The 17,730-nt window shown below is 70.8% G+C and carries 12 protein-coding genes and 1 pseudogene; 10 read left to right on the top strand and 3 right to left on the bottom strand.

Annotated elements, in window-relative coordinates; translation table 11 throughout:
- Positions 1 to 887 precede the first annotated feature (887 nt).
- Genes J2N69_RS32990 through J2N69_RS33010 form a run of 5 tightly spaced genes read left to right on the top strand, consistent with a single transcriptional unit; the run spans position 888 to position 9,420 of the window.
- Positions 888 to 2,705 carry a glycoside hydrolase family 15 protein gene (locus tag J2N69_RS32990; protein ID WP_230903978.1) on the top strand — a complete coding sequence of 606 codons (1,818 nt, stop codon included), beginning with the start codon at positions 888 to 890 and terminating at the stop codon, positions 2,703 to 2,705.
- Positions 2,702 to 4,414 carry a pyranose oxidase gene (locus J2N69_RS32995; RefSeq protein ID WP_230903979.1) on the top strand — a complete coding sequence of 571 codons (1,713 nt, stop codon included), beginning with the start codon at positions 2,702 to 2,704 and terminating at the stop codon, positions 4,412 to 4,414. The genes J2N69_RS32990 and J2N69_RS32995 overlap by 4 nt, the downstream gene beginning before the upstream one ends.
- A gap of 27 nt (positions 4,415 to 4,441) precedes the next feature.
- Positions 4,442 to 5,383 carry a myo-inosose-2 dehydratase gene (gene iolE / locus J2N69_RS33000; RefSeq protein WP_230903980.1) on the top strand — a complete coding sequence of 314 codons (942 nt, stop codon included), beginning with the start codon at positions 4,442 to 4,444 and terminating at the stop codon, positions 5,381 to 5,383.
- A gap of 33 nt (positions 5,384 to 5,416) precedes the next feature.
- Positions 5,417 to 6,673, top strand: coding sequence for an FG-GAP repeat domain-containing protein (locus J2N69_RS33005; RefSeq protein WP_230903981.1), 1,257 nt, complete (start codon positions 5,417 to 5,419; stop codon positions 6,671 to 6,673).
- On the top strand, positions 6,670 to 9,420 hold the full coding sequence (locus J2N69_RS33010) for an NACHT domain-containing protein (protein WP_230903982.1): 2,751 nt from the start codon (positions 6,670 to 6,672) through the stop codon (positions 9,418 to 9,420). Before J2N69_RS33005 ends, J2N69_RS33010 begins: the two co-directional genes overlap by 4 nt.
- A 69-nt stretch (positions 9,421 to 9,489) precedes the next feature.
- Here J2N69_RS33010 and J2N69_RS33015 read toward each other — a convergent pair whose 3' ends face one another.
- Complete coding sequence (locus tag J2N69_RS33015; protein WP_230903983.1) at positions 9,490 to 11,352, bottom strand: SIR2 family protein; 1,863 nt, start codon at positions 11,350 to 11,352, stop codon at positions 9,490 to 9,492.
- A gap of 151 nt (positions 11,353 to 11,503) precedes the next feature.
- Between J2N69_RS33015 and J2N69_RS33020 the strand changes: the two genes are divergently transcribed.
- From J2N69_RS33020 to J2N69_RS33030, 3 genes and pseudogenes are all read left to right on the top strand, one after another.
- On the top strand, positions 11,504 to 12,715 hold the full coding sequence (locus tag J2N69_RS33020; RefSeq protein WP_230903984.1) for an MFS transporter: 1,212 nt from the start codon (positions 11,504 to 11,506) through the stop codon (positions 12,713 to 12,715).
- 98 nt (positions 12,716 to 12,813) lie between these two features.
- The gene (locus J2N69_RS33025) at positions 12,814 to 13,554 is read left to right on the top strand and encodes a class I SAM-dependent DNA methyltransferase (protein ID WP_230903985.1); all 741 of its coding nucleotides are present in this window, start codon (positions 12,814 to 12,816) and stop codon (positions 13,552 to 13,554) included.
- A 135-nt stretch (positions 13,555 to 13,689) separates the two neighbouring features.
- Positions 13,690 to 13,782 (top strand): annotated as a pseudogene (locus J2N69_RS33030) (NAD-dependent epimerase); the annotation flags it as partial.
- 1,606 nt (positions 13,783 to 15,388) lie between these two features.
- Here J2N69_RS33030 and J2N69_RS33035 read toward each other — a convergent pair.
- Entirely contained in the window at positions 15,389 to 15,565 is a 177-nt protein-coding gene (locus J2N69_RS33035) for a hypothetical protein (RefSeq protein WP_230905035.1), read from the bottom strand.
- On the opposite strand from J2N69_RS33035, the gene J2N69_RS33040 reads away from it, so the two are divergent.
- Both J2N69_RS33040 and J2N69_RS33045 read left to right on the top strand, forming a co-directional pair.
- Entirely contained in the window at positions 15,558 to 16,244 is a 687-nt protein-coding gene (locus tag J2N69_RS33040; RefSeq protein WP_230903986.1) for a hemerythrin domain-containing protein, read from the top strand. The two genes, J2N69_RS33035 and J2N69_RS33040, sit on opposite strands and share 8 nt — an antisense overlap.
- A gap of 113 nt (positions 16,245 to 16,357) precedes the next feature.
- Positions 16,358 to 16,807, top strand: coding sequence for a DUF4383 domain-containing protein (locus J2N69_RS33045; protein ID WP_230903987.1), 450 nt, complete (start codon positions 16,358 to 16,360; stop codon positions 16,805 to 16,807).
- 129 nt (positions 16,808 to 16,936) lie between these two features.
- On the opposite strand, the gene J2N69_RS33050 is transcribed toward J2N69_RS33045, so the two are convergent.
- Positions 16,937 to 17,611 carry a methyltransferase gene (locus tag J2N69_RS33050; protein ID WP_330166843.1) on the bottom strand — a complete coding sequence of 225 codons (675 nt, stop codon included), beginning with the start codon at positions 17,609 to 17,611 and terminating at the stop codon, positions 16,937 to 16,939.
- Between the last annotated feature and the right edge of the window lie 119 nt (positions 17,612 to 17,730).

A 17,730-nucleotide genomic window follows, 5' to 3' on the forward strand; every position in this document is an offset into this window, starting at 1 on the left:
GACGACGCCACCAACGACGGGCCCCGCGTGACCATCCGTGCCAGGGCAACGCGTCCGTCAGCGTGACGTTCTGCGACCGGTTCACCTTAGACGCGGACTCCGTGCACTACGCCGTCGAGCTGCGGGCCCCGGGGCTGACGGCTCGTACTGCGTTGGTGCGGCCTGCGTACGCGCAGCCAGACCGACAGGCTCAACCGCCCTTCGCGCCCGAGTCGAGTGTGTGGGCCACGAGCCGGACGCAGGCCCGCTCCCGCCACTCCCGCATTGGCGTGAAAGCAGCACGTCGGGGTAGTGGATGAAAGGTTGATCAGGAGAGGGCCGCGGAAACCTGGGGAGGTCCAAGCGGCCCTTTCCGACACCGCGTCGAACGTGGCGCCTCCTCCCGCTGCTCACTTATACGGTCGACGCCCTCGGGGAACGATCAGTAAGCGCGTGTGGCTCCCCGAGAGCGGACAGCCTCTCTCGTCGCCGCCGAGGAACAACACCGGGGGCGTTGCGGATCCTGCACATGTCGCCGACACATGACAAATCGCGCTTGCCTCCGCTTTGTGCCACCCTGGATGAGGTGCCGACAGTCGGGGCGTGGCGCCGACAGCCGGGGCACTGGGTGATTATCCACCCGCCTGCGCCCGGCGCCCCCGTGCGCGCCCGGCCCGGCTCCTGGGCCATCAAGATCAGCAATCAGCATGCCTTCGCGTGTCGCGTGCTGTTGACGGCAGGGCCGCGTAGCCCTGCCGAAGGCCGCCACCCGATGGGTTCCATTCGGGTCCGCCGCTGTGCCGACGCGTCTTTTCCGTAGTACGGCCGCGTGCGTAGTACGGCCACATGAGCGCAGGTATGCGACCCGCGGTCCGCGCGAGGAAAGCCGGTGTGAGGGAAGTGTCCTAATGGTCAGTGCCATCGAGGATTACGCCTTCATCGGCGACCTGAACTCGGGCGCCCTGGTAGGGCGTGACGGGTCGGTCGACTGGTTGTGCCTGCCCCGGTTCGACTCGCCGGCGTGCTTCGCCGCGCTGCTGCACGACGACAGCGCCGGCCGGTGGCTGCTGGCCCCGGCCGCGGGCGGCGCCGCGACACAACGCCGGTACCGGGACGACACCTTGGTCCTGGAGAGCGAGTGGCACACCGCCGACGGCGGCGTCCGCGTCGTCGACTGCATGCCGCTGCGCGGCGAAGCCGCCGACGTGGTGCGCGTGGTCGAGGGCCTCAGCGGACGCGTGCCGATGCGGATGGACCTGCGGCTGCGTCCCGACTACGGCCGGATCGTCCCGTGGGTGCACCGTGCGGGGGCGGGCCTGCGAGCCGTGGCCGGGCCGGACGCGTTCTGGCTGCACACCCCGGTGGAGGTGTACGGCGAGAACCTGACCACCCGGGCCGAGTTCACCGTCGAAGCGGGCCAGCAGGTGCCCTTCGTACTGACGTACAAGCCGTCCCATCTGGTCAGCCGCCCCAGGCCGGTCGAGGCGCTGACGGCCATCGAGGCCACCGAGCGGTTCTGGCGGGCCTGGATGAGCCGGTGCCGTTACCGCGGGCCGTGGGACGACGCGGTACGGCGCTCCGTGCTCACCCTGAAGGCCCTGACGTACCGGCCCACCGGGGGCATCCTCGCCGCGGCCACCACCTCGCTGCCCGAGCAGCTCGGTGGCCCGCGCAACTGGGACTACCGCTACTGCTGGCTGCGCGACGCCACGTTCACGCTCCAGGCGCTCATCGGCACCGGGTACCTGGAGGAGGCGACGCAGTGGCGGGACTGGCTGCTGAGAGCGGTCGCCGGTGACCCCGCCGACCTGCAAATCATGTACGGCCTCGACGGTGCCTGGCGGCTGCCCGAGTACGAGCTGGAATGGCTCTCCGGATACGAGAACTCGTCCCCGGTCAGGGTCGGCAACGCCGCCACCCGCCAGTTCCAGCTCGACGTATGGGGCGAGGTCCTCGAATGCCTCTACGTGGGCCGCGAGGCGGGGATGGCCGCCAGTGAGACGGCGTGGAACATGCAGCGAGCGCTCCTGGACTTCCTGGAGGGCAACTGGCGGGAACCGGACCTGAGTCTGTGGGAGGTGCGCGGCGAGCCGCGCCACTTCGTCCACTCGAAGGTGATGGCGTGGGCCGGCCTGGACCGGGCGGTGCGCTCGGTGCGGCGTCATGGCTGCCCCGGACCGGTGGACCGCTGGGAGAAACTGCGCGACCGCATTCACGAGGAGGTCTGCGCGCGGGGCTTCGACGCCGAACGGAACACCTTCACCCAGTTCTACGGGTCGAAGGGTGTGGACGCGGCACTCCTCCTGCTGCCGCGGGTCGGGTTCCTCCCGTGGCAGGACCCGCGGGTCCGGGGCACCGTCGACACGGTGCGCCGGGAGTTGAGCGAGGACGGTTTCCTGCGGCGCTACCGCCCGGAGGCGGACGGCGGCGTGGACGGTCTGCCGGGCACCGAGGCCACCTTCCTGGTCTGCACGTTCTGGCTCGCCGACGCGCTGCACGGCACGGGACGCCGCCGGGAAGCGCTGGAGCTCTTCGAGCGGCTGCTGGACCTGCGCAACGACGTGGGACTGCTCGCCGAGGAGTACGACCCGGCCACCGGCCGCCACCTCGGCAACACGCCGCAGGCGTTCAGCATGGTCGGGCTCGTCAACAGTGCCCTGTGGCTCAGCGGTACGACGGACATCACCAGCGTCGACGACGAGAACATGTCGAAAGGACGTCCATGAACGACACCGATGTGCCCATCGCCACCGAGGCTGACGTACTGATCATCGGCAGCGGACCCGTCGGGTGCACTTTCGCCCGCAAACTGGTGGAGGAGGGCAAGCACGTCCTGATGATCGACGCCGGGGCCCAGCTGTCCCGCCGCTACGGCGAACACCTCAAGAACAGCTACCTGTTCCAGAAGAACATCGACCTGTTCGTGTCCGTCATCAAGGGCAACCTCCTCCCTCTGTCGACCGCCACCAACAGGGAGCCGGTGCTCACGCTCGACCCCTCGGCGTTCTCGTACGACCCGGACAAGTACGCCGGCTTCTCGCTGCGCAACCAGAACCCGGAGCAGCGCAAGCACCTCAACCTGCCCGCCGCGGCCGCCACGTACGCGGTGGGCGGCATGGCCACCCACTGGACCTGCGCCGTGCCCCGCTTCCACCCCGAGGTGGAACGGCGGTACGGCGGCCAGGACTACCCCATCGACGACAAGGAGATGGACGAGCTCTACGACGAGGCCGAGTCCCTGCTCGCCCGGAACACCTCCGTCTTCGCCTCCTCCGCCCGGCACCTGCTGGTCAAGCGGGTGCTCCAGCGGGCCGGGGCGGAGTTCACCGACGTGAGCGAACTGCCCCTCGCGGTCAGCGACCGCGCCGACTCCGCCCAGACGTCGGCGGTGACGTGGTCGGCCGCCGACACCGTCCTCGGTGACCTCGCCGACCCCTCCCACACGCCGCCGCGCGGCTCGTTCACCCTGCTGCCCGAGCACCAGTGCGTCCGCCTGGAGATCACCGGGTCCGGCAAGCACCAGAAGGTCCAGTACGCCGTGGTGCGCAACCTGCGCGACGTACGCGACGAAGTGCGGTTGCGGGCCGGGACATACGTGGTGGCGTGCGGCGTCATCCCGACGCCGCAGCTCCTGTTCAGCTCCGGCGTCACCCTGCCCGCACTCGGCCGCTACCTCACCGAACAGCCCATGTCCTTCTGCCAGGTGGTGCTCCAGCAGGAACACATGGACCACATCGAGGACATCCTGCGCACCACCTCCGGCCACGGCGACGAACCCGCCGAGGCAGCCGCCGACCGGGTCGCCCGCTACCGCGCCGCCCAGCTGAAGCGGCTGCGCTCCGGCGACAAGTGCGCCGACCCGGTGCCCTTCCCGCCCGACGAGCGGGACCCGAACCTGGCCCTGCTGGTCACCGGCCAACGCCCCTGGCACTGCCAGATCCACCGGGACGCCTTCACCTACGGCGCCGTACCGCCCAACGTCGACCCCCGACTCATCGTCGACCTGCGCTGGTTCGGCATCTCCCGGCCCCGGCCCGAGAACAAGGTCACCTTCTCCCGCAGCCTGCGCGACACCTTCGACATGCCCCAGCCCACCTTCCGCTTCTGCCTCGACGAGGCCGAACGCAAGGAGACGGACCGCATGAACGAACACATGCTGCGCACCGCTTCCGCACTCGGCGGCTTCATGCCCGGCTCCGAACCCGTCTTCCTCACCCCCGGCCTGCCGCTGCACATCGCGGGCACCACCCGCATGGGCACCAATCCGCTGGACAGCGTCGTCGACGAGTACTCCAAGGTGTGGAACATCGACAACCTCTACCTCGGCGGCAACGGCCTGCACCCCTTCGGCAACGCCTCCAACCCGACGCTCACCAGCGTCGCCACGGCCGTGCACGCGGCCGACACCATCGTCAAGGGCCACCCCGGACACTGACCGACTCCCCGACCCCTGGACCCCACCATGCCGGCACACATATCCCCGCCCCCGGACGGCATTCACCTCGGCATCACCCCCACCTGCTGGAGCAGCGACGACTTCCCGCTCATCGGCAACGACATCCCGATGGAACAGTGCCTCAGCGAGATCGCGCTCGCCGGGTTCGAAGGGTGCAGCATCGGACACACCTTCACCACCGACGTCCACGCGCTGACCGCCGCGATGCACCTGCGCGGCCTGAGCGTGAGCGAACCATGGGTGAGCACGTACTTCACCGTGCCCGACGGTCCCGAGCGCTGCGCCCGCGACCTGCTGAAGGTCCTGGAGTTCCTCAAGCGGTTCAACGCGGGCGGCCCTCCGGTGAAGACCCGTGTCATCGGCGCCGCGGAGTTCGGCAGGTCCGTCCACCTCCAGGCACTCAGCCTGCGCAGCAACAAGCCGGAGTTCACCGACGAGCAGTGGACCGACCTGTGCGACGGACTGAACAGGATCGGCGAGATCACCGCCCGTCAGGGCTTCACCCTGGCATACCACCCCCACATGGGCACCGGCGTCCAGACCGAGCAGGACGTGGACCGGCTCATGCGGCACACCGACCCGCGACACGTCGGCCTCCTCCTGGACACCGGCCACCTCACCTGGGCGGGGGCCGACCTGACGGGCATCGTCGAACGGCACCGCGACCGCATCACCCACGTCCACCTGAAGAACGTCCGCGGCGGCGTCCACGCCGACCGCACCCTGGCCGCCGGCAGCTTCCGCGAATACGTCGAGGCGGGCGTCTTCACGGTGCCCGGCGACAGCGACGGCCACATCGACTTCGACACCTTCCTCAAGGTCCTGCGCCCGGGCGATGCCTACCGCGGCTGGCTGGTCGTGGAGGCCGAGCAGGACCCGCGCGGCGGCCACCCGCCGCTCCACTACGCCCAGACCGCCCGCGCCTACCTGGCCGAGGCCCTGAACTGACCCACCCCCACACACGTATCGGAAGGCACCCCCATGGGCGTCGCAAGCACACCCCTCGACATCCGCGTCCCCCGCTTCACCCGGGAGGTCCTGCACGACAACCTCAACGAGGGCTACTGGCTGGAGGCCCCCGACGTCGACGGCGACACCCGGCCCGACCTGGTCGGCCACGGCCTCTACCTCGGCGAGATCTACTGGTACCGAAACCCCGGCTGGCAGCGGCAGTTGGTGGCCGACGGCTTCCACATGCCGATCGGCGCCCACTACGGGGACATCACCGGCAACGGCTACCCGGACCTCGTGGTCTGCTACGAGCTGTACGGCGCCGGCGGACGGATCGACGACCCCGACCTCCAGGGCGGGAAGATCGACTGGATCGAGAACACCGGGAAGTTCGACTCCGAGACCCGCTGGAAGCGGCATTACATCGGGCGTGAGACGGGCATGCACCGGCTGCGCCTCGGCCACTTCACCCAGACCCGCAAGCTGGAGCTGATGGCCCTGCCCACCGTGAGCGGTCGCCACGTCCACGCCCTCATCCCCGTCGTGCTGTTCAGCCCCGACGACGACGTGCGCAGACCCTGGAACAAGCACATCATCGACGACAGTCACTTCCGCATGATCCACGGAGCGGAGATCCAGCAGAACCCACTGCCCGGCAGCGAGCACCTCGACTCCGTCCTGCTCGCCTCCGAGGAGGGCGTGACCTGGCTCCACTACGACGCGCGCGAGCAGCGCTTCACCACCACGCACATCGGCTCCGGCGAGCAGGAGCGGTTCGAGCGGACCGGGTTCAAGGGCAGCAGCGACGTGGGCGCCGGAAAGATCGGCGCCGACCCGCACGCGTACGTCGTGGCCACCGAGCCCTTCCACGGCAACACCGTGGCGGCGTACATCAAGGAACGCCCCGGCACCCCCGTGACCGAGGCGACCTGGCGCCGGATCGTGCTCGACGTCTTCGGCGACCCCAACGAGCTCGGCGAGGGAACGAGCCACCAGATCATCTGCGCGGACTTCGACGACGACGGCGACGACGAGTTCCTGGTGGCCCTGCGGGGCCCGTACCCCTGGCAGGGCGTCTTCTACTACAAGGCGCTGGACATCGCCGCCGGCGTGTTCACCAAGTGGCGGGTGTCCTCGGACAGCGCCGGGCGGATCGCCCTCGGCGACTTCAACGGCGACGGCCGGCTCGACTTCGCCACCATCGCCTACAAGGTGGACAAGTACTTCCACGCCAAGGACGCCAAGCTCTGCCTGTTCCGCAACGACATCGAAGCCACCACCACATGAGGAACGACAGATCCTGGTGGCCCTGGGTCATCGGAGCGGCCGGCATCGCGGCGCTCGCCACGGTGGTGGCCCTCGTGGTCGGCGCGGGCGCACAGGCCGCCGCGACCTCGCTCAGCGTCCTGATCTCCGCCACCGCCGGCCTGCTCAGCTGGTCATGGCACCGGACGCGCCCCGCCGCGCCCGCCACCAAGGCGGAGCTGGACCAGGCCGCGGAGGCGCTCGCCGCCATGGTGCGCCGCCAGTGGACGGAGGAAGCCGCCGCACAGGGGCTGCTGGACCCCCACCCGCTGGCCGTGCGCTGGCACAGCGGGCAGACGGAGGCCGGCGACCACGCGCGGATGGTCGGCCGCACCCTGTCCGGCCGCAGCGACGACATCCGCGCCTTCGCCGAGGCCTTCCGCGCCCTGCCCCGCCGAAGACTGGTCATCCTCGGTGATCCCGGTGCCGGCAAGACGGCCCTCGCGATTCTGCTCGTACGAGAACTCCTGCGCGCCCCCGAGCCCGGCGAACCCGTCCCGGTCCTGCTCGATCTGGCCCCGTGGAACCCACGCAAGGAGACGCTCCTCGACTGGCTGGCGCGCCGCATCCACGAGGACTACCCGGCGCTGCGCAACCACGAGACGTACGGCCGTGACCCCACACGCAAACTGGTCGCCGAGGGACGCATCCTGCCCGTCCTGGACGGCGCCGACGAACTCCCCGCCGAACTGCGGCCCAAGGCGCTGGCCGCCGTCAACCACGCCGTCGCCGTACACAGCCCCCTGATCCTCACCTCACGCACGGCCGAGTATCACCGCGTGGTCGCCGAGACGGACGTGATCACCGCGGCGGCCGTGGTCGTCGCCGAACCGGTGGAACCGGCGGACGTGGCGGACTACTTGCGCAGCGCCGTCCCGCCCCGGCGCACCGCCGCATGGCAGCCGGTGATCGACGAACTCACCGAGCGGCCCCACAGCGCCGTGTCCCGAGCCCTGTCGGTGCCGCTGAACGTCTGGCTCGCCCGCACCGTCCACACCTCACCGGCCGGCGACCCCGCCGACCTCACCCGCTGCACCGACGCGGCCGGCCTCCAGCGTGAACTCCTCGACGCGCTGGTCCCCGCGGTCTTCTCCGCACAGCCCACCGCGTCGGCGCCCTCGGTCCCCGACGTACGCCGCACGGCCACCGCCCGTTGGCGGCCCGAGGACGCCCGCAGAACGCTCACCTTCCTCGCCGCGCACGTCAAGCACCAGGGCACCGACGACATCGCCTGGTGGGAACTGCACCGGACGCTGCGACCCGACCCGGCGGGACCGCTGTCCGCGCCGATCGCCGGCGCGATGGCCGGACTCGGGGCCGGGGGCGTCGCCGGGGAGTACTTCCACTGGGCGCTCTCCCCGTTCCCGCGGCTGGTCTGCTTCCTGACCATCACGCTCGCCACGGCCGTCGCGGTCACGGCGGTGATCCGGCTCGCCTGGGTCGGGGGCGGCGGCGGGGCCGGGCCGGGCGACGGGAACGGGTCCGGGCCGGCAGGAACGCGGGCCGGGCTTCCGCGGCGCGTCCGGCGACGGCTGCCCACCGTCACGAAGATCGCGCGCCGCTCGGGAGTCGGCTGCGCCGTGGTCCTCCCACTCTCCCTGGCGGTGGGGGCGGTGATCGAGAGCTGGGCGCGGACGGTCGACCCCGCCGAAGCGGGCCTGGCGTCGGGGGTCGCACCGTACACCTGGCTACGGGCGGCTTGCGTCTGGACCCTGTTCATGGCGCTGCTGGCCCTCGCCGTGCTGGGCGCCTCACTGCTCCGGCGGCGGGTCGGGTGGCACCCGGACAGCACGAGCCGTCGAGTCGCCAGGCTGCGCAAGGCCCTCGTGTTCGTCCTGCTCTACTGGCTGGGGACCGAACTGGCCGGCGCCCTGTCGTATCTGTCGATCCGGCAGCGGCCCGGCACGTCCGCCACCGAGGTCTCCTTCATCGACCTCCCCGGGGACCTGGCACTCGTCAGCCAGGACGCGACGTACCACTCCTGCATCTTCCTGCTGATCGTCGGCATCATGGCGGGACTCGACCCGACCAGGGGCTCCTCCCGCCCGACCCGGCTGGAGTTCCGCGCCCCGAGGCGTCTGCTGTGGGCCATGCTCCCCGCGTCGATGGGCCGGGGGATGCTGGTGGGCATCGGCCTGGGCGCCGCGCTCTCCGTCGTGGAACCCTGGAGCGCCCACCTGCCCTGGTGGGAGAGGTTCACCACGACAGCCATGCTCGGGGCCTTCTTCGGCGTCCTGTTCGGGGCGGGGCTGGCGATCCTGCGCTGGGCCCATGTGCCGGCCGACCTGGAACAGGAGACCCCGCAGTCCACACTGCGCGGCGACCGCGCCGTCGCCGTCGCGCTCATGATCTTCGCGGTGGTGCCGCTGCTCGCCAAATGGATCATCACCGTCCTGGCGGGCCTGGCGGAGAGCGACGACACGGGCGTGCAGGTCCTCGCCTACTCGCTGTGGACCCCCGAGGCGAACCTGTCCGTCGGACTCGCCGCCGGACTCCTCGCCATGTCGAGCACCGCCTACTTCGCGTACCGGGAGACCGGCCTGCGGCTCGCCGCGACGCACGGGCTGCCGCGTCACCCCGTGGCGTTCATGGAGGACGCCCGACTGCTCAACGTCCTCAGACGTGTCGGGCCCGTGTACCAGTTCTGCCACGCGGAGTTCAGGGACCGCCTCGTCAACGGCGGCGCCACGGCGGGGGATGCCGCCTCCGCACGCCCCGCCGGGGTGTGACGGCCCGCCCGCGTCTCGCGCCGGCGCTCCCCGTTCACTTCACTGTCACTGTCACTGTCACTGTCACTGTCACCGGAACGGCTGACGCCCCACCGTCTCCACGTAGCGCTCGGCACACAGCACGTCGACGACGGCCGCGGCCGTGTGGGCCCGCTGGACCTCGCCGTGGAACGCGCCGCTGCCGAGCATGGGCCAGGCGCCGGAGAAGCGGGCCTGCACCCGGGCGGCCACCCGCAGCCGCCCCTCGCCGTCCCACCGGTCGGGAAGAGTGAATTCCCCGACGGTCTCGGGCATCTCCGCCAGGTCGGCCTGGAGCAGCGCGGTGACGTACTCGTAGGTGTCGAAAGCGTCGGAGATCGCGCGGTCGCCGTCGGCGCCCGGTTCGGCGAGCACCTCCCGCAGCCGCCGGCGCAGCCACGTGCTGGGCGCCGCCTGGACGAGCGACGGGGGATGCGGCACGTCCAGCAAGGCGTTGACGCGCTCACCGGAGCCGAGGATGTCCGCCGGGCGCAGGGCCAGCACGGCGGGCTTCGGCTCTGCGGCGGCCCGGCCGGAGCCCGGCCGTGACGGGCGGGGATGTGCCTGGACCGGTTCGAGCAGCAGGCGGCCGAGCAGGTCGTCGCGGTCGGCCAGTACGGCGGCGCTGCCGGCGGCGGCCAGGGCCAGCAGGGCCGGGTAGTGACGCAGCCCGGAACCCCGCTGGTCACGGCCGTCCCCGGGGACGGCCAACAGCCGTTGCAGCACCCGCACCCATACCCGCGCGTGGACCCCGGCCTCGTCGTGGAACACACCCACGGCCAGCAGGTGCAGCAGCGTCTCGCAGTCGCTCCGGTACCGCTCCAGCCTCTCCCGGTACGCGTCCGGGTCCGGCGTGTGCTCGCCGGGCGGGTACCGGCCCCTGTCCGTGAGGCGTTCCACGACCCGCGTCGCCTCGGCGTCCAGCAGCTCGTGCAGGTCGATGCGGCGCACGGGGTCGGGCAGGGCGCGCTTGAGGCGGGCCACGGACAGCTCACGGGTCGGCGGCGGCGCCGACAGCTGGTCCAGGGCCTCCAGCCGCGCCAGGAGGCCGGGGAAGAACTCCGCCGCCGTCGGGCCCTGGACCACCACGGCGCCATGCCGGGCGACGAGTTCCGCGGCCTTGCCCCGCGGGCGGTGCGGAGAGGCCCAGAACACGGGGTAGCGGCGCGCGGCACGGCGATCGAAACAGTTGACCAGCGCGTGGTCCCACTGGGCCGACCAACCGCACACGATCAGTCCGTACTCGTCGAGGACCTGGTCCACGAGACCTGCCCAGGCCGCCGGGTACTGCTCCAGCTCACGCTCGGTGTTGCGGGCCTCCAGGTCGGTCAGGTCGCCGTGCAGTTTGACGACCGTGGCCCGGGCGTGTGCCAGCGGCGTCATCCCGCGGAGACCGGCGGGACTGTGGATGACCTGCGGCTGCACCCCCGCTGCTGCCAGCGCCTGCTCGGTGAGCCGGTCGAAATTCGTGGTCAGCACCACGCGCACCGAGCCACGCGCCACGAGCCGGGCCGCCGCGTGATGCGCCGCCCCGGGCCGCTTGCGCCCGGCCTCACGGTCCTCGGCATCCGGCTCGAAGTAGCCGTGCAGCAGCTTGTGCCGGGCGGCGGGGGTGCCGCCCAGCGTCTCCAGCAGGGCGGAGTAGCCGAGCGGCCCCCCGTCCCCGTACCGGGCCCACCATGACTCCGGATCGGCGACGGCGAGCTCCTCGTCCGCGCCCCGCGCCACGGCGGCCCGGCGCACCAGATCCGAGACGATCTCCCACCCGGTGGGCACACCGGCGTCCCGCGACACGCCCGCACCCAGCAGCAGTGCGTAGACACCGGGCCCGGCCTGCACACACATGGCGAGCGAGACCATGGGATCGAGACCGCGCAGCGCCGCCGCCGCAGCCGGCCTGTCGTCGTCCGTCATGCCTTCCACTGTGCGTCGCGGGCCGCGGAAATGCCTCTCGGCCTCCGTCCGGGCACGGCCGGGGCGACGCCGGAAGCGACCCACGGAAGGCCACCACGGACGGCCGCGCACCGTGCCGCGAGCAACGGAGCGTGCGGTTACCGTCGGCGGTATGGACGGTGATCTGCGAGGCAGGCGCCAGAGCCTGCTCAGCGGGGCGGTGTTCGCCGTATGCATGGCAGGTACGACGCTGCCGACCCCCCTCTACGGCCTCTACCAGCAGAAGTTCGACTTCTCCGAACTCACGGTCACCGTCGTGTACGCCGTCTACGCGGTCGGGGTCATCGGCGTACTGCTGCTGGCGGGCAACGCCTCGGACGCCGTGGGCAGACGGCCCGTCCTCCTGTGGGGCCTGGCATGCGCGGCGTCGAGCGCCGTCTGCTTCCTGTCCGCCACCTCGCTGGGCTGGCTGTACGCGGGGCGGCTGCTGTCGGGGCTGTCCGCGGGCCTGTTCACCGGGGCCGCCACGGCATACGTGATGGAGCTGGCGCCGCACGGCGGCGGCTCACGCGCCACGTTCCTGGCGACCGCCGCGAACATGGGCGGGCTCGGCTGCGGCCCGCTGCTCGCCGGGGTGCTCGCCCAGTACGCGGACTGGCCGCTGTACCTGCCGTTCGCCGTCCATCTCGCCCTGGTGGCCTGCTCGGCCGCCGTCCTGCTGCGGCTTCCGGAGACCGTGGGGGAGCGGCGGCCGCTGGGCACCGTACGGCCGCAGCGGCCCGGCCTGCCGCCGCGGGTCCGGGCGGTCTTCGGACCGGCGGCGGCCGCCACCTTCGTGGGGTTCGCCCTGTTCGGCGTGTTCACATCGGTCAGCCCCTCCTTCCTCGCCCAGACCCTGCACGTGCACGACCGCGCGCTGAGCGGGGCGGTCGTCGCGCTGGCCTTCTTCGCCTCGACCGCCGGCCAACTGGTCGTCGGGCGGGTCGGGTTGACCCGCTCCCTGCCGCTGGGCTGCGCCGCGCTCCTCGCCGGGCTGGCACTGCTGGCAGGCGCGTTGTGGTGGGAGCTGCTGCCGCTGGTCGTGCTGAGCGCGCTCGTCGGCGGCATCGGGCACGGGCTGGCGTTCCGCGGATCGCTGGCCGCGGTGGCCCAGGCGTCCGAGGCGAACCGGCGGGCGGCTGTGATCTCGACCCTGTTCGTGGCGGCCTACGCGGGCATCTCGCTGCCGGTCATCGGCGTCGGGCTGCTGGCGGGCCCGATGGGTCTGGAGGGCGCCGGGCTGGTGTTCATCGCCTGCATGACGCTGCTGGTGTCGGTCGCGGGCCTCTACTTGCTGCGGCGGCCGGTACCTGCGACGGAGGCCGACGAAGCGCGCCGGACCTGACCCCGCCGCCATGGGCTTTCCCACGGCCGTACGCGCCGCGCCGCCGAGAACGCAAATGCGTCGACAGCGCCCCTCCACACCCGGCAAAGTGTCCGTCCGTGACGAGCAGCGAACTGTGGACCCGTGAGACCGCCGACCGCTACGACGCCGAGGAGACCGAAGCCTCCTCGGCCGCCGTCCTCGGGCCGACTCTCGCCTTCCTCACCGAACTCGCCGGAGAGGGCCGGGCATTGGAGTTCGCCATCGGAACCGGACGCGTGGGAGTCCCGCTCCGCGAACGCGGCGTGCCGGTAGTGGGCATCGAACTGTCCGAGCACATGGCGGCGGTGCTGCGGCGAAAGATCGACGAGGACACGCTCCCGGTGGTCATCGGGGACATGGCCACCACCGTCGTTCCCGGCGAGTTCACCCTCGTCTATCTCGTCTACAACACCATTACGAACCTGCTCACTCAGGACGAGCAGGTCGAGTGCTTCCGCAACGCCGCACGGCATCTGAGGCCCGGCGGCCGATTCGTCATCGAGCTGGGGGTGCCGCCGCTGCGGCTCCTGCCGCCCGGCCAGATCGCGGTGCCGTTCGACGTCTCCGAGCAACACCTCGGCTTCGACACCTTCGACCTGGTCCGGCAGATGCTCGTCTCGCACCACTTCACCCGCGACGGCGAGGACGGCCGCTACCGCCGCGCCACCTCCCGGCATCGGTACGCCTGGCCGGCAGAGCTCGACCTGATGGCACGGATCGCCGGGCTCGAGCTGGAACGTCGCGTCGCGGACTGGAACGAGGCCCCGTTCACCCAGGACTCCGCGAAGCACATCTCCGTGTGGCGCAAGCCGACCTGAGGCCGGCCTGACGGACCACGGACGGGACGAGCTGACGTACGAACGGGGCACGGGTCACGGTCGGTGGTAAGCGGCAAGCGGCAAGTGGCAAGTGGTAAGCGGCATGGGTGCGCGGGTCCGGGCCGTCACAGGTAGCAGTGGACCGAGCTGCCGCTCTGGCGTACGAGCGCGGGCGTGTGGAACGTCGACTCCTCCCGGGCGCAGGCTGCCGGGCTGCGGTGTCGGCCTCCGAGACGATTAGTTCGCCTTCGCCGAGGCGTAGTCGCCCGAGTAACGCGCCATCCCGTGTGCCGAACGAACCCAGCGCCACAACTCCCACTCGTCGAATATCTCTCAACCACAGCATGTTGAACGGGACGTCGCGCACCGCCCGTCCACGTACCGATTCGACGGACGCCGTATGGCCGGTGTGCTTGCTCCGGCCCCTCCAGAGACTGCCGAACGCCGTCGCCAACGACGTGCGGAAGTACGTCGAGATCGACCCCGCCGAGGCCGTCGAGGACGCTTGCGCCCGCTCGACGACTGTTCGTTGAGGGCAAGGAGGGCCTGGAGCCTGCCGCACTGTGGTTGACCGAGTGGGGGCGCTGTGTGGCGGCCAGTTCGGGGAAGGCGTGTGCCGGACGGCGAACTCATCAAGTGGAGGCGCAAAGGACGTGCAAGATAACTATTTCGGGAGAAAAAGGGCGACCTCCCAGCTCTTCACGCTCGCCACGGTACTCCTGGTATGTGTCGCGGGCATCGGCCTCGCCTTGACCGTGGCGGGGAAACCCGCAGGTTTGGGTCTGGTGGCACTCTGCGCGGCTATCTGGGGAGTGAGCTATCTGGCCCGGCGAAGAGTGACGCGCGACGAACTCTGAGATCCGCCCGGCAGCAACGCGGCCCCGGCCACAACAATGACCGCGGTCGACCAGGAGGGACGGGGCCGTCCCTAGCGGCATGCCCCAACCGTCCGCGTGTAGGAACCGGACGCCGGGTACCTCACCGAAGTGCGCTGTGACGTAGCGGTGTTGGGGGGCGACAGTTCGACGGCCTCGACAAGTGCGCCGTGGGCTTGGGCGCGGTGGACGGCGTAGTGGCCGGGCGCCAGGGGCCGAGCACCTCGCCCCCGGGGCCGACACCGTCCCAGCAGCCCCATCGCAGCTGTGCAGGTACGGCTGCATAGCGTGCGGGTTTGAGGTGGGTCACGCTGAGTTGGTCGGTGGTCAGTGGGTCTTGGCGACCTTGTTCAGCGGCTAAGTGGAGTCACCCGGCGTGCGGACGGGGCGTCAGGGGCCGCTTCGACGTGTGGCGACGCGGTCGGGGGTTTCGATGACGCGTCCGGCGAACGGGGCCAGAGCGTCCGGCGTGGGCGCGCCGGGGGCACCTCGGAGCAGCACATGGCCCGCGCGCTCCACCGCGACCACACGGGGGTGCGCGGGGCTTTCTCTGAGCTAAGCCGTCAAGCATCCGACCAACACGCGCACACATCACGCGGCGCGCCGATCGAATGTGTGGCAATTGCTGATTGACCGGATGAGCGAGAACTGCACCGATGAGTTCCGGCCGTAATCGATCACTGATCGAGCCGCCGACGGTTTGTCGGTCCTCCGCAGAGGGCGTGAGGGCCGTGCCGCACACGCTCGTGCGCCTCAGCCGTGCTCCGGTCGCCGCTTGGCCGGATCGGTGGTGTGATGCTGTAAGAGGTTCAGCCGCGCGTTACGCGGGGGCTGGTCGTGTCAGCGATGAGCGTCCTCATGGTTATGGCGCTCCTTCTGGGTGGTCTGCCCGCGTTGGGGTACCTGAGCGCCCACGGACGCACCCGGCATGGAGGTCGGAAGTGAGTGAGCAGACGCCATCACAGGCTGAGGGTGAACGAGAGCAGGACGGTTCGGCAGCGGACGAGCAGTCGAGGGCCGAAGCCGCCGAGGCACCCCGCACCACCCCCTCTCAGGCAGAAGGCGAAGACACCGAAGATCGACGTCGCGAGGCCACGGGAGACAGCTGAGGGCAGGAGCGGAAACAGCATGTCCACGCGTGCGAGCATCAAGCATCGGAGTGTCGAAGAGCTGGGCGGCGAGGCCAGTGTGCTGGCGCGGCAACGACGCGATCATGCCGAGATGAGCCAGCTCATGGCACGCCACCAGGCCCTGCCCGACGGCACTGGCCGGGAGGAGATCCTCCAACAGCTGATCCAGCTGGTGTTCAGCCATGCGTTCGCGGAGGAGACCGTGCTGTGGCCCGCCGTGCGGCGCCGTGTCGCCGACGGGGAAGCGCTGACCGCCCAGGTCGAGGAAGAACACCAGCAGATCAACGACCTCACCACCGATATCGAACGGCTCCCCCCGGGCGACCTGGAGCGCGAGGACAAAATCCGGCGGGTCTTCTCCTTGATCCGGCAGGACATCAGGGACGAGGAAGACGAACTGCTGCCCCGCCTCCGCGATGTCGTAGACGCGGAGCAGCTGCGTCGGCTCGGCACCGCCTGGGATGCCGTACGAAAGAGCGCCCCCACGCATCCGCACCCCGCCGTCCCTCGGCGACCGCCCGGCAACGCGCTGCTCGGCGTGCCGTTGAGCGCGTACGACCGTCTCCGTGACGCGTTCGGTCTGAGTACTTACGCGGCTGCCGGCAGAACGAAGGCCGTCACGCTGACCGGTGCGCTCATCTTTGCCGGCGCAGGGATCGTGGCGGCGCGACGCAAACGGAGGTGACCGGCAGCCGGTCAATTCCTCCGGCCGACCTGTTACGCGCTGGACAGTACAGACCAGAGAACCAGCATGTCTTGGCGCTTGCCGAGGCACTGCCGACAAGGAAGGCCATCGTGATGACTGCACGCACGCGCCCCACAGGGGGCGCCCGTACCCCGGTCCAGCAGGCGGCCCTGCTCGTCGGGGCGGTGTTCCTGCTGGTGGGAGTGCTGGGTTTCATTCCGGGGATCACCGCGGACTACGACACCATGAAGTTCGCGTCCCACGACTCCCGCGCGGAACTGCTGGGCATTTTCCAGGTCTCCATCCTGCACAACCTGGTGCACCTGGCCTTCGGCGTCGCGGGTCTGGCCATGGCCCGAGCCGCCTCCACAGCCCGGACCTTCCTGCTGGCCGGAGGCGCCGTCTATCTGGTGCTGTGGCTCTACGGCCTGATCATCGACCACCACAGCAGCGCCAACTTCGTGCCGCTCAACAACGCCGACGACTGGCTGCACTTCGTCCTCGGCATCGGGATGATCGCTCTGGGCGCGCTGCTCACGCGTCGCACCGCCGCGGCCAGGTAGGAATTGGGCCGCCTTCACCTCGGAAGTTCCAGGTGACATACGGCGACGGACCGCCGTCCACGGGCAGTTCTACGCCGGTGGTGAAGGTGGCCTCGGCGGCCAGGTGCAGTGCGGCGGCGGCGACCTCCTCTACGGTGCCTGAACACGATGGAGCCTTCCCCGGACATCAGAGGGGGCCAGGCGCTGGATGGTGAAGAAGGCCCCCTTGGTGTTCACATCCAGGCTGCGGTCCCGAGGCGTCGGGTTGGCTCTGTCCCGGCCGTCGCAGGTCAGGGCCGGGGTTCCAGGGGAACAGGCCGGGGGCGAAAGCGGTCTCCACCTGATCGACGGCGAAACCGGCCGCGTCGAGGAGTGTCTCGAACTCCGTGCGGACGCGCAGCCGCCCGCCCCAGGCGTCCATGCCGAGAAACTCACGGTTGCCTCGTAGCCCTCGACGACCCGGCCGGCGTCCGCCGCGTCCCGGCCGAACCAGTCCACGATCAGGAGGCGGCTGCCGGGTCCCATCGCGCGGTGCAGATTGGCCAGCAGGCGGGCGACCTGCGCGTCGGGCCAGTCGACCATGATGCTCTTCAGCATGTAGAGGTCGGCGCCGGACGGGACGGACTCCAGGAAGCTGCCGCCGGTGGACTCGATCCGCTCCACCACGTCCGCGGCCGCCTCGGAGCGCAGCGACGACTTGGCCATCTCGATCACATGGGGCATGTCGAACAGGATGCCCTGGGCCTTGGGCGCCGCCGCCAGGACGCGGCTCAGCAGGGTGCCCCTGCCGCCGCCGACGTCCATGATGCGCGCAGCGGAGCCCATCGACCCGCCGCCGTGGGCGCGTCGACCCTCGGCGCCACCCCTGACTTCCCCCTGACTTCACCCTGCCGAGCGAGAAGGCCGAGCGAGCCGAGCCGGGGCAGCACCCCCGTACCACCGTC

Source organism: Streptomyces huasconensis, assembly GCF_021028635.1.
Lineage (GTDB): Bacteria > Actinomycetota > Actinomycetes > Streptomycetales > Streptomycetaceae > Streptomyces > Streptomyces huasconensis.

Coding starts and splice junctions, on each gene's coding strand:
- J2N69_RS33045 (WP_230903987.1), top strand. CDS start 16,358: ATGACTGCACGCACGCGCCCCACAGGGGGCGCCCGTACCCCGGTCCAG.
- J2N69_RS33020 (WP_230903984.1), top strand. CDS start 11,504: ATGGACGGTGATCTGCGAGGCAGGCGCCAGAGCCTGCTCAGCGGGGCG.
- iolE (WP_230903980.1), top strand. CDS start 4,442: ATGCCGGCACACATATCCCCGCCCCCGGACGGCATTCACCTCGGCATC.
- J2N69_RS33040 (WP_230903986.1), top strand. CDS start 15,558: ATGTCCACGCGTGCGAGCATCAAGCATCGGAGTGTCGAAGAGCTGGGC.
- J2N69_RS32990 (WP_230903978.1), top strand. CDS start 888: ATGGTCAGTGCCATCGAGGATTACGCCTTCATCGGCGACCTGAACTCG.
- J2N69_RS33005 (WP_230903981.1), top strand. CDS start 5,417: ATGGGCGTCGCAAGCACACCCCTCGACATCCGCGTCCCCCGCTTCACC.
- J2N69_RS33010 (WP_230903982.1), top strand. CDS start 6,670: ATGAGGAACGACAGATCCTGGTGGCCCTGGGTCATCGGAGCGGCCGGC.
- J2N69_RS32995 (WP_230903979.1), top strand. CDS start 2,702: ATGAACGACACCGATGTGCCCATCGCCACCGAGGCTGACGTACTGATC.
- J2N69_RS33015 (WP_230903983.1), bottom strand. CDS start 11,352: ATGACGGACGACGACAGGCCGGCTGCGGCGGCGGCGCTGCGCGGTCTC.
- J2N69_RS33050 (WP_330166843.1), bottom strand. CDS start 17,611: ATGGGCTCCGCTGCGCGCATCATGGACGTCGGCGGCGGCAGGGGCACC.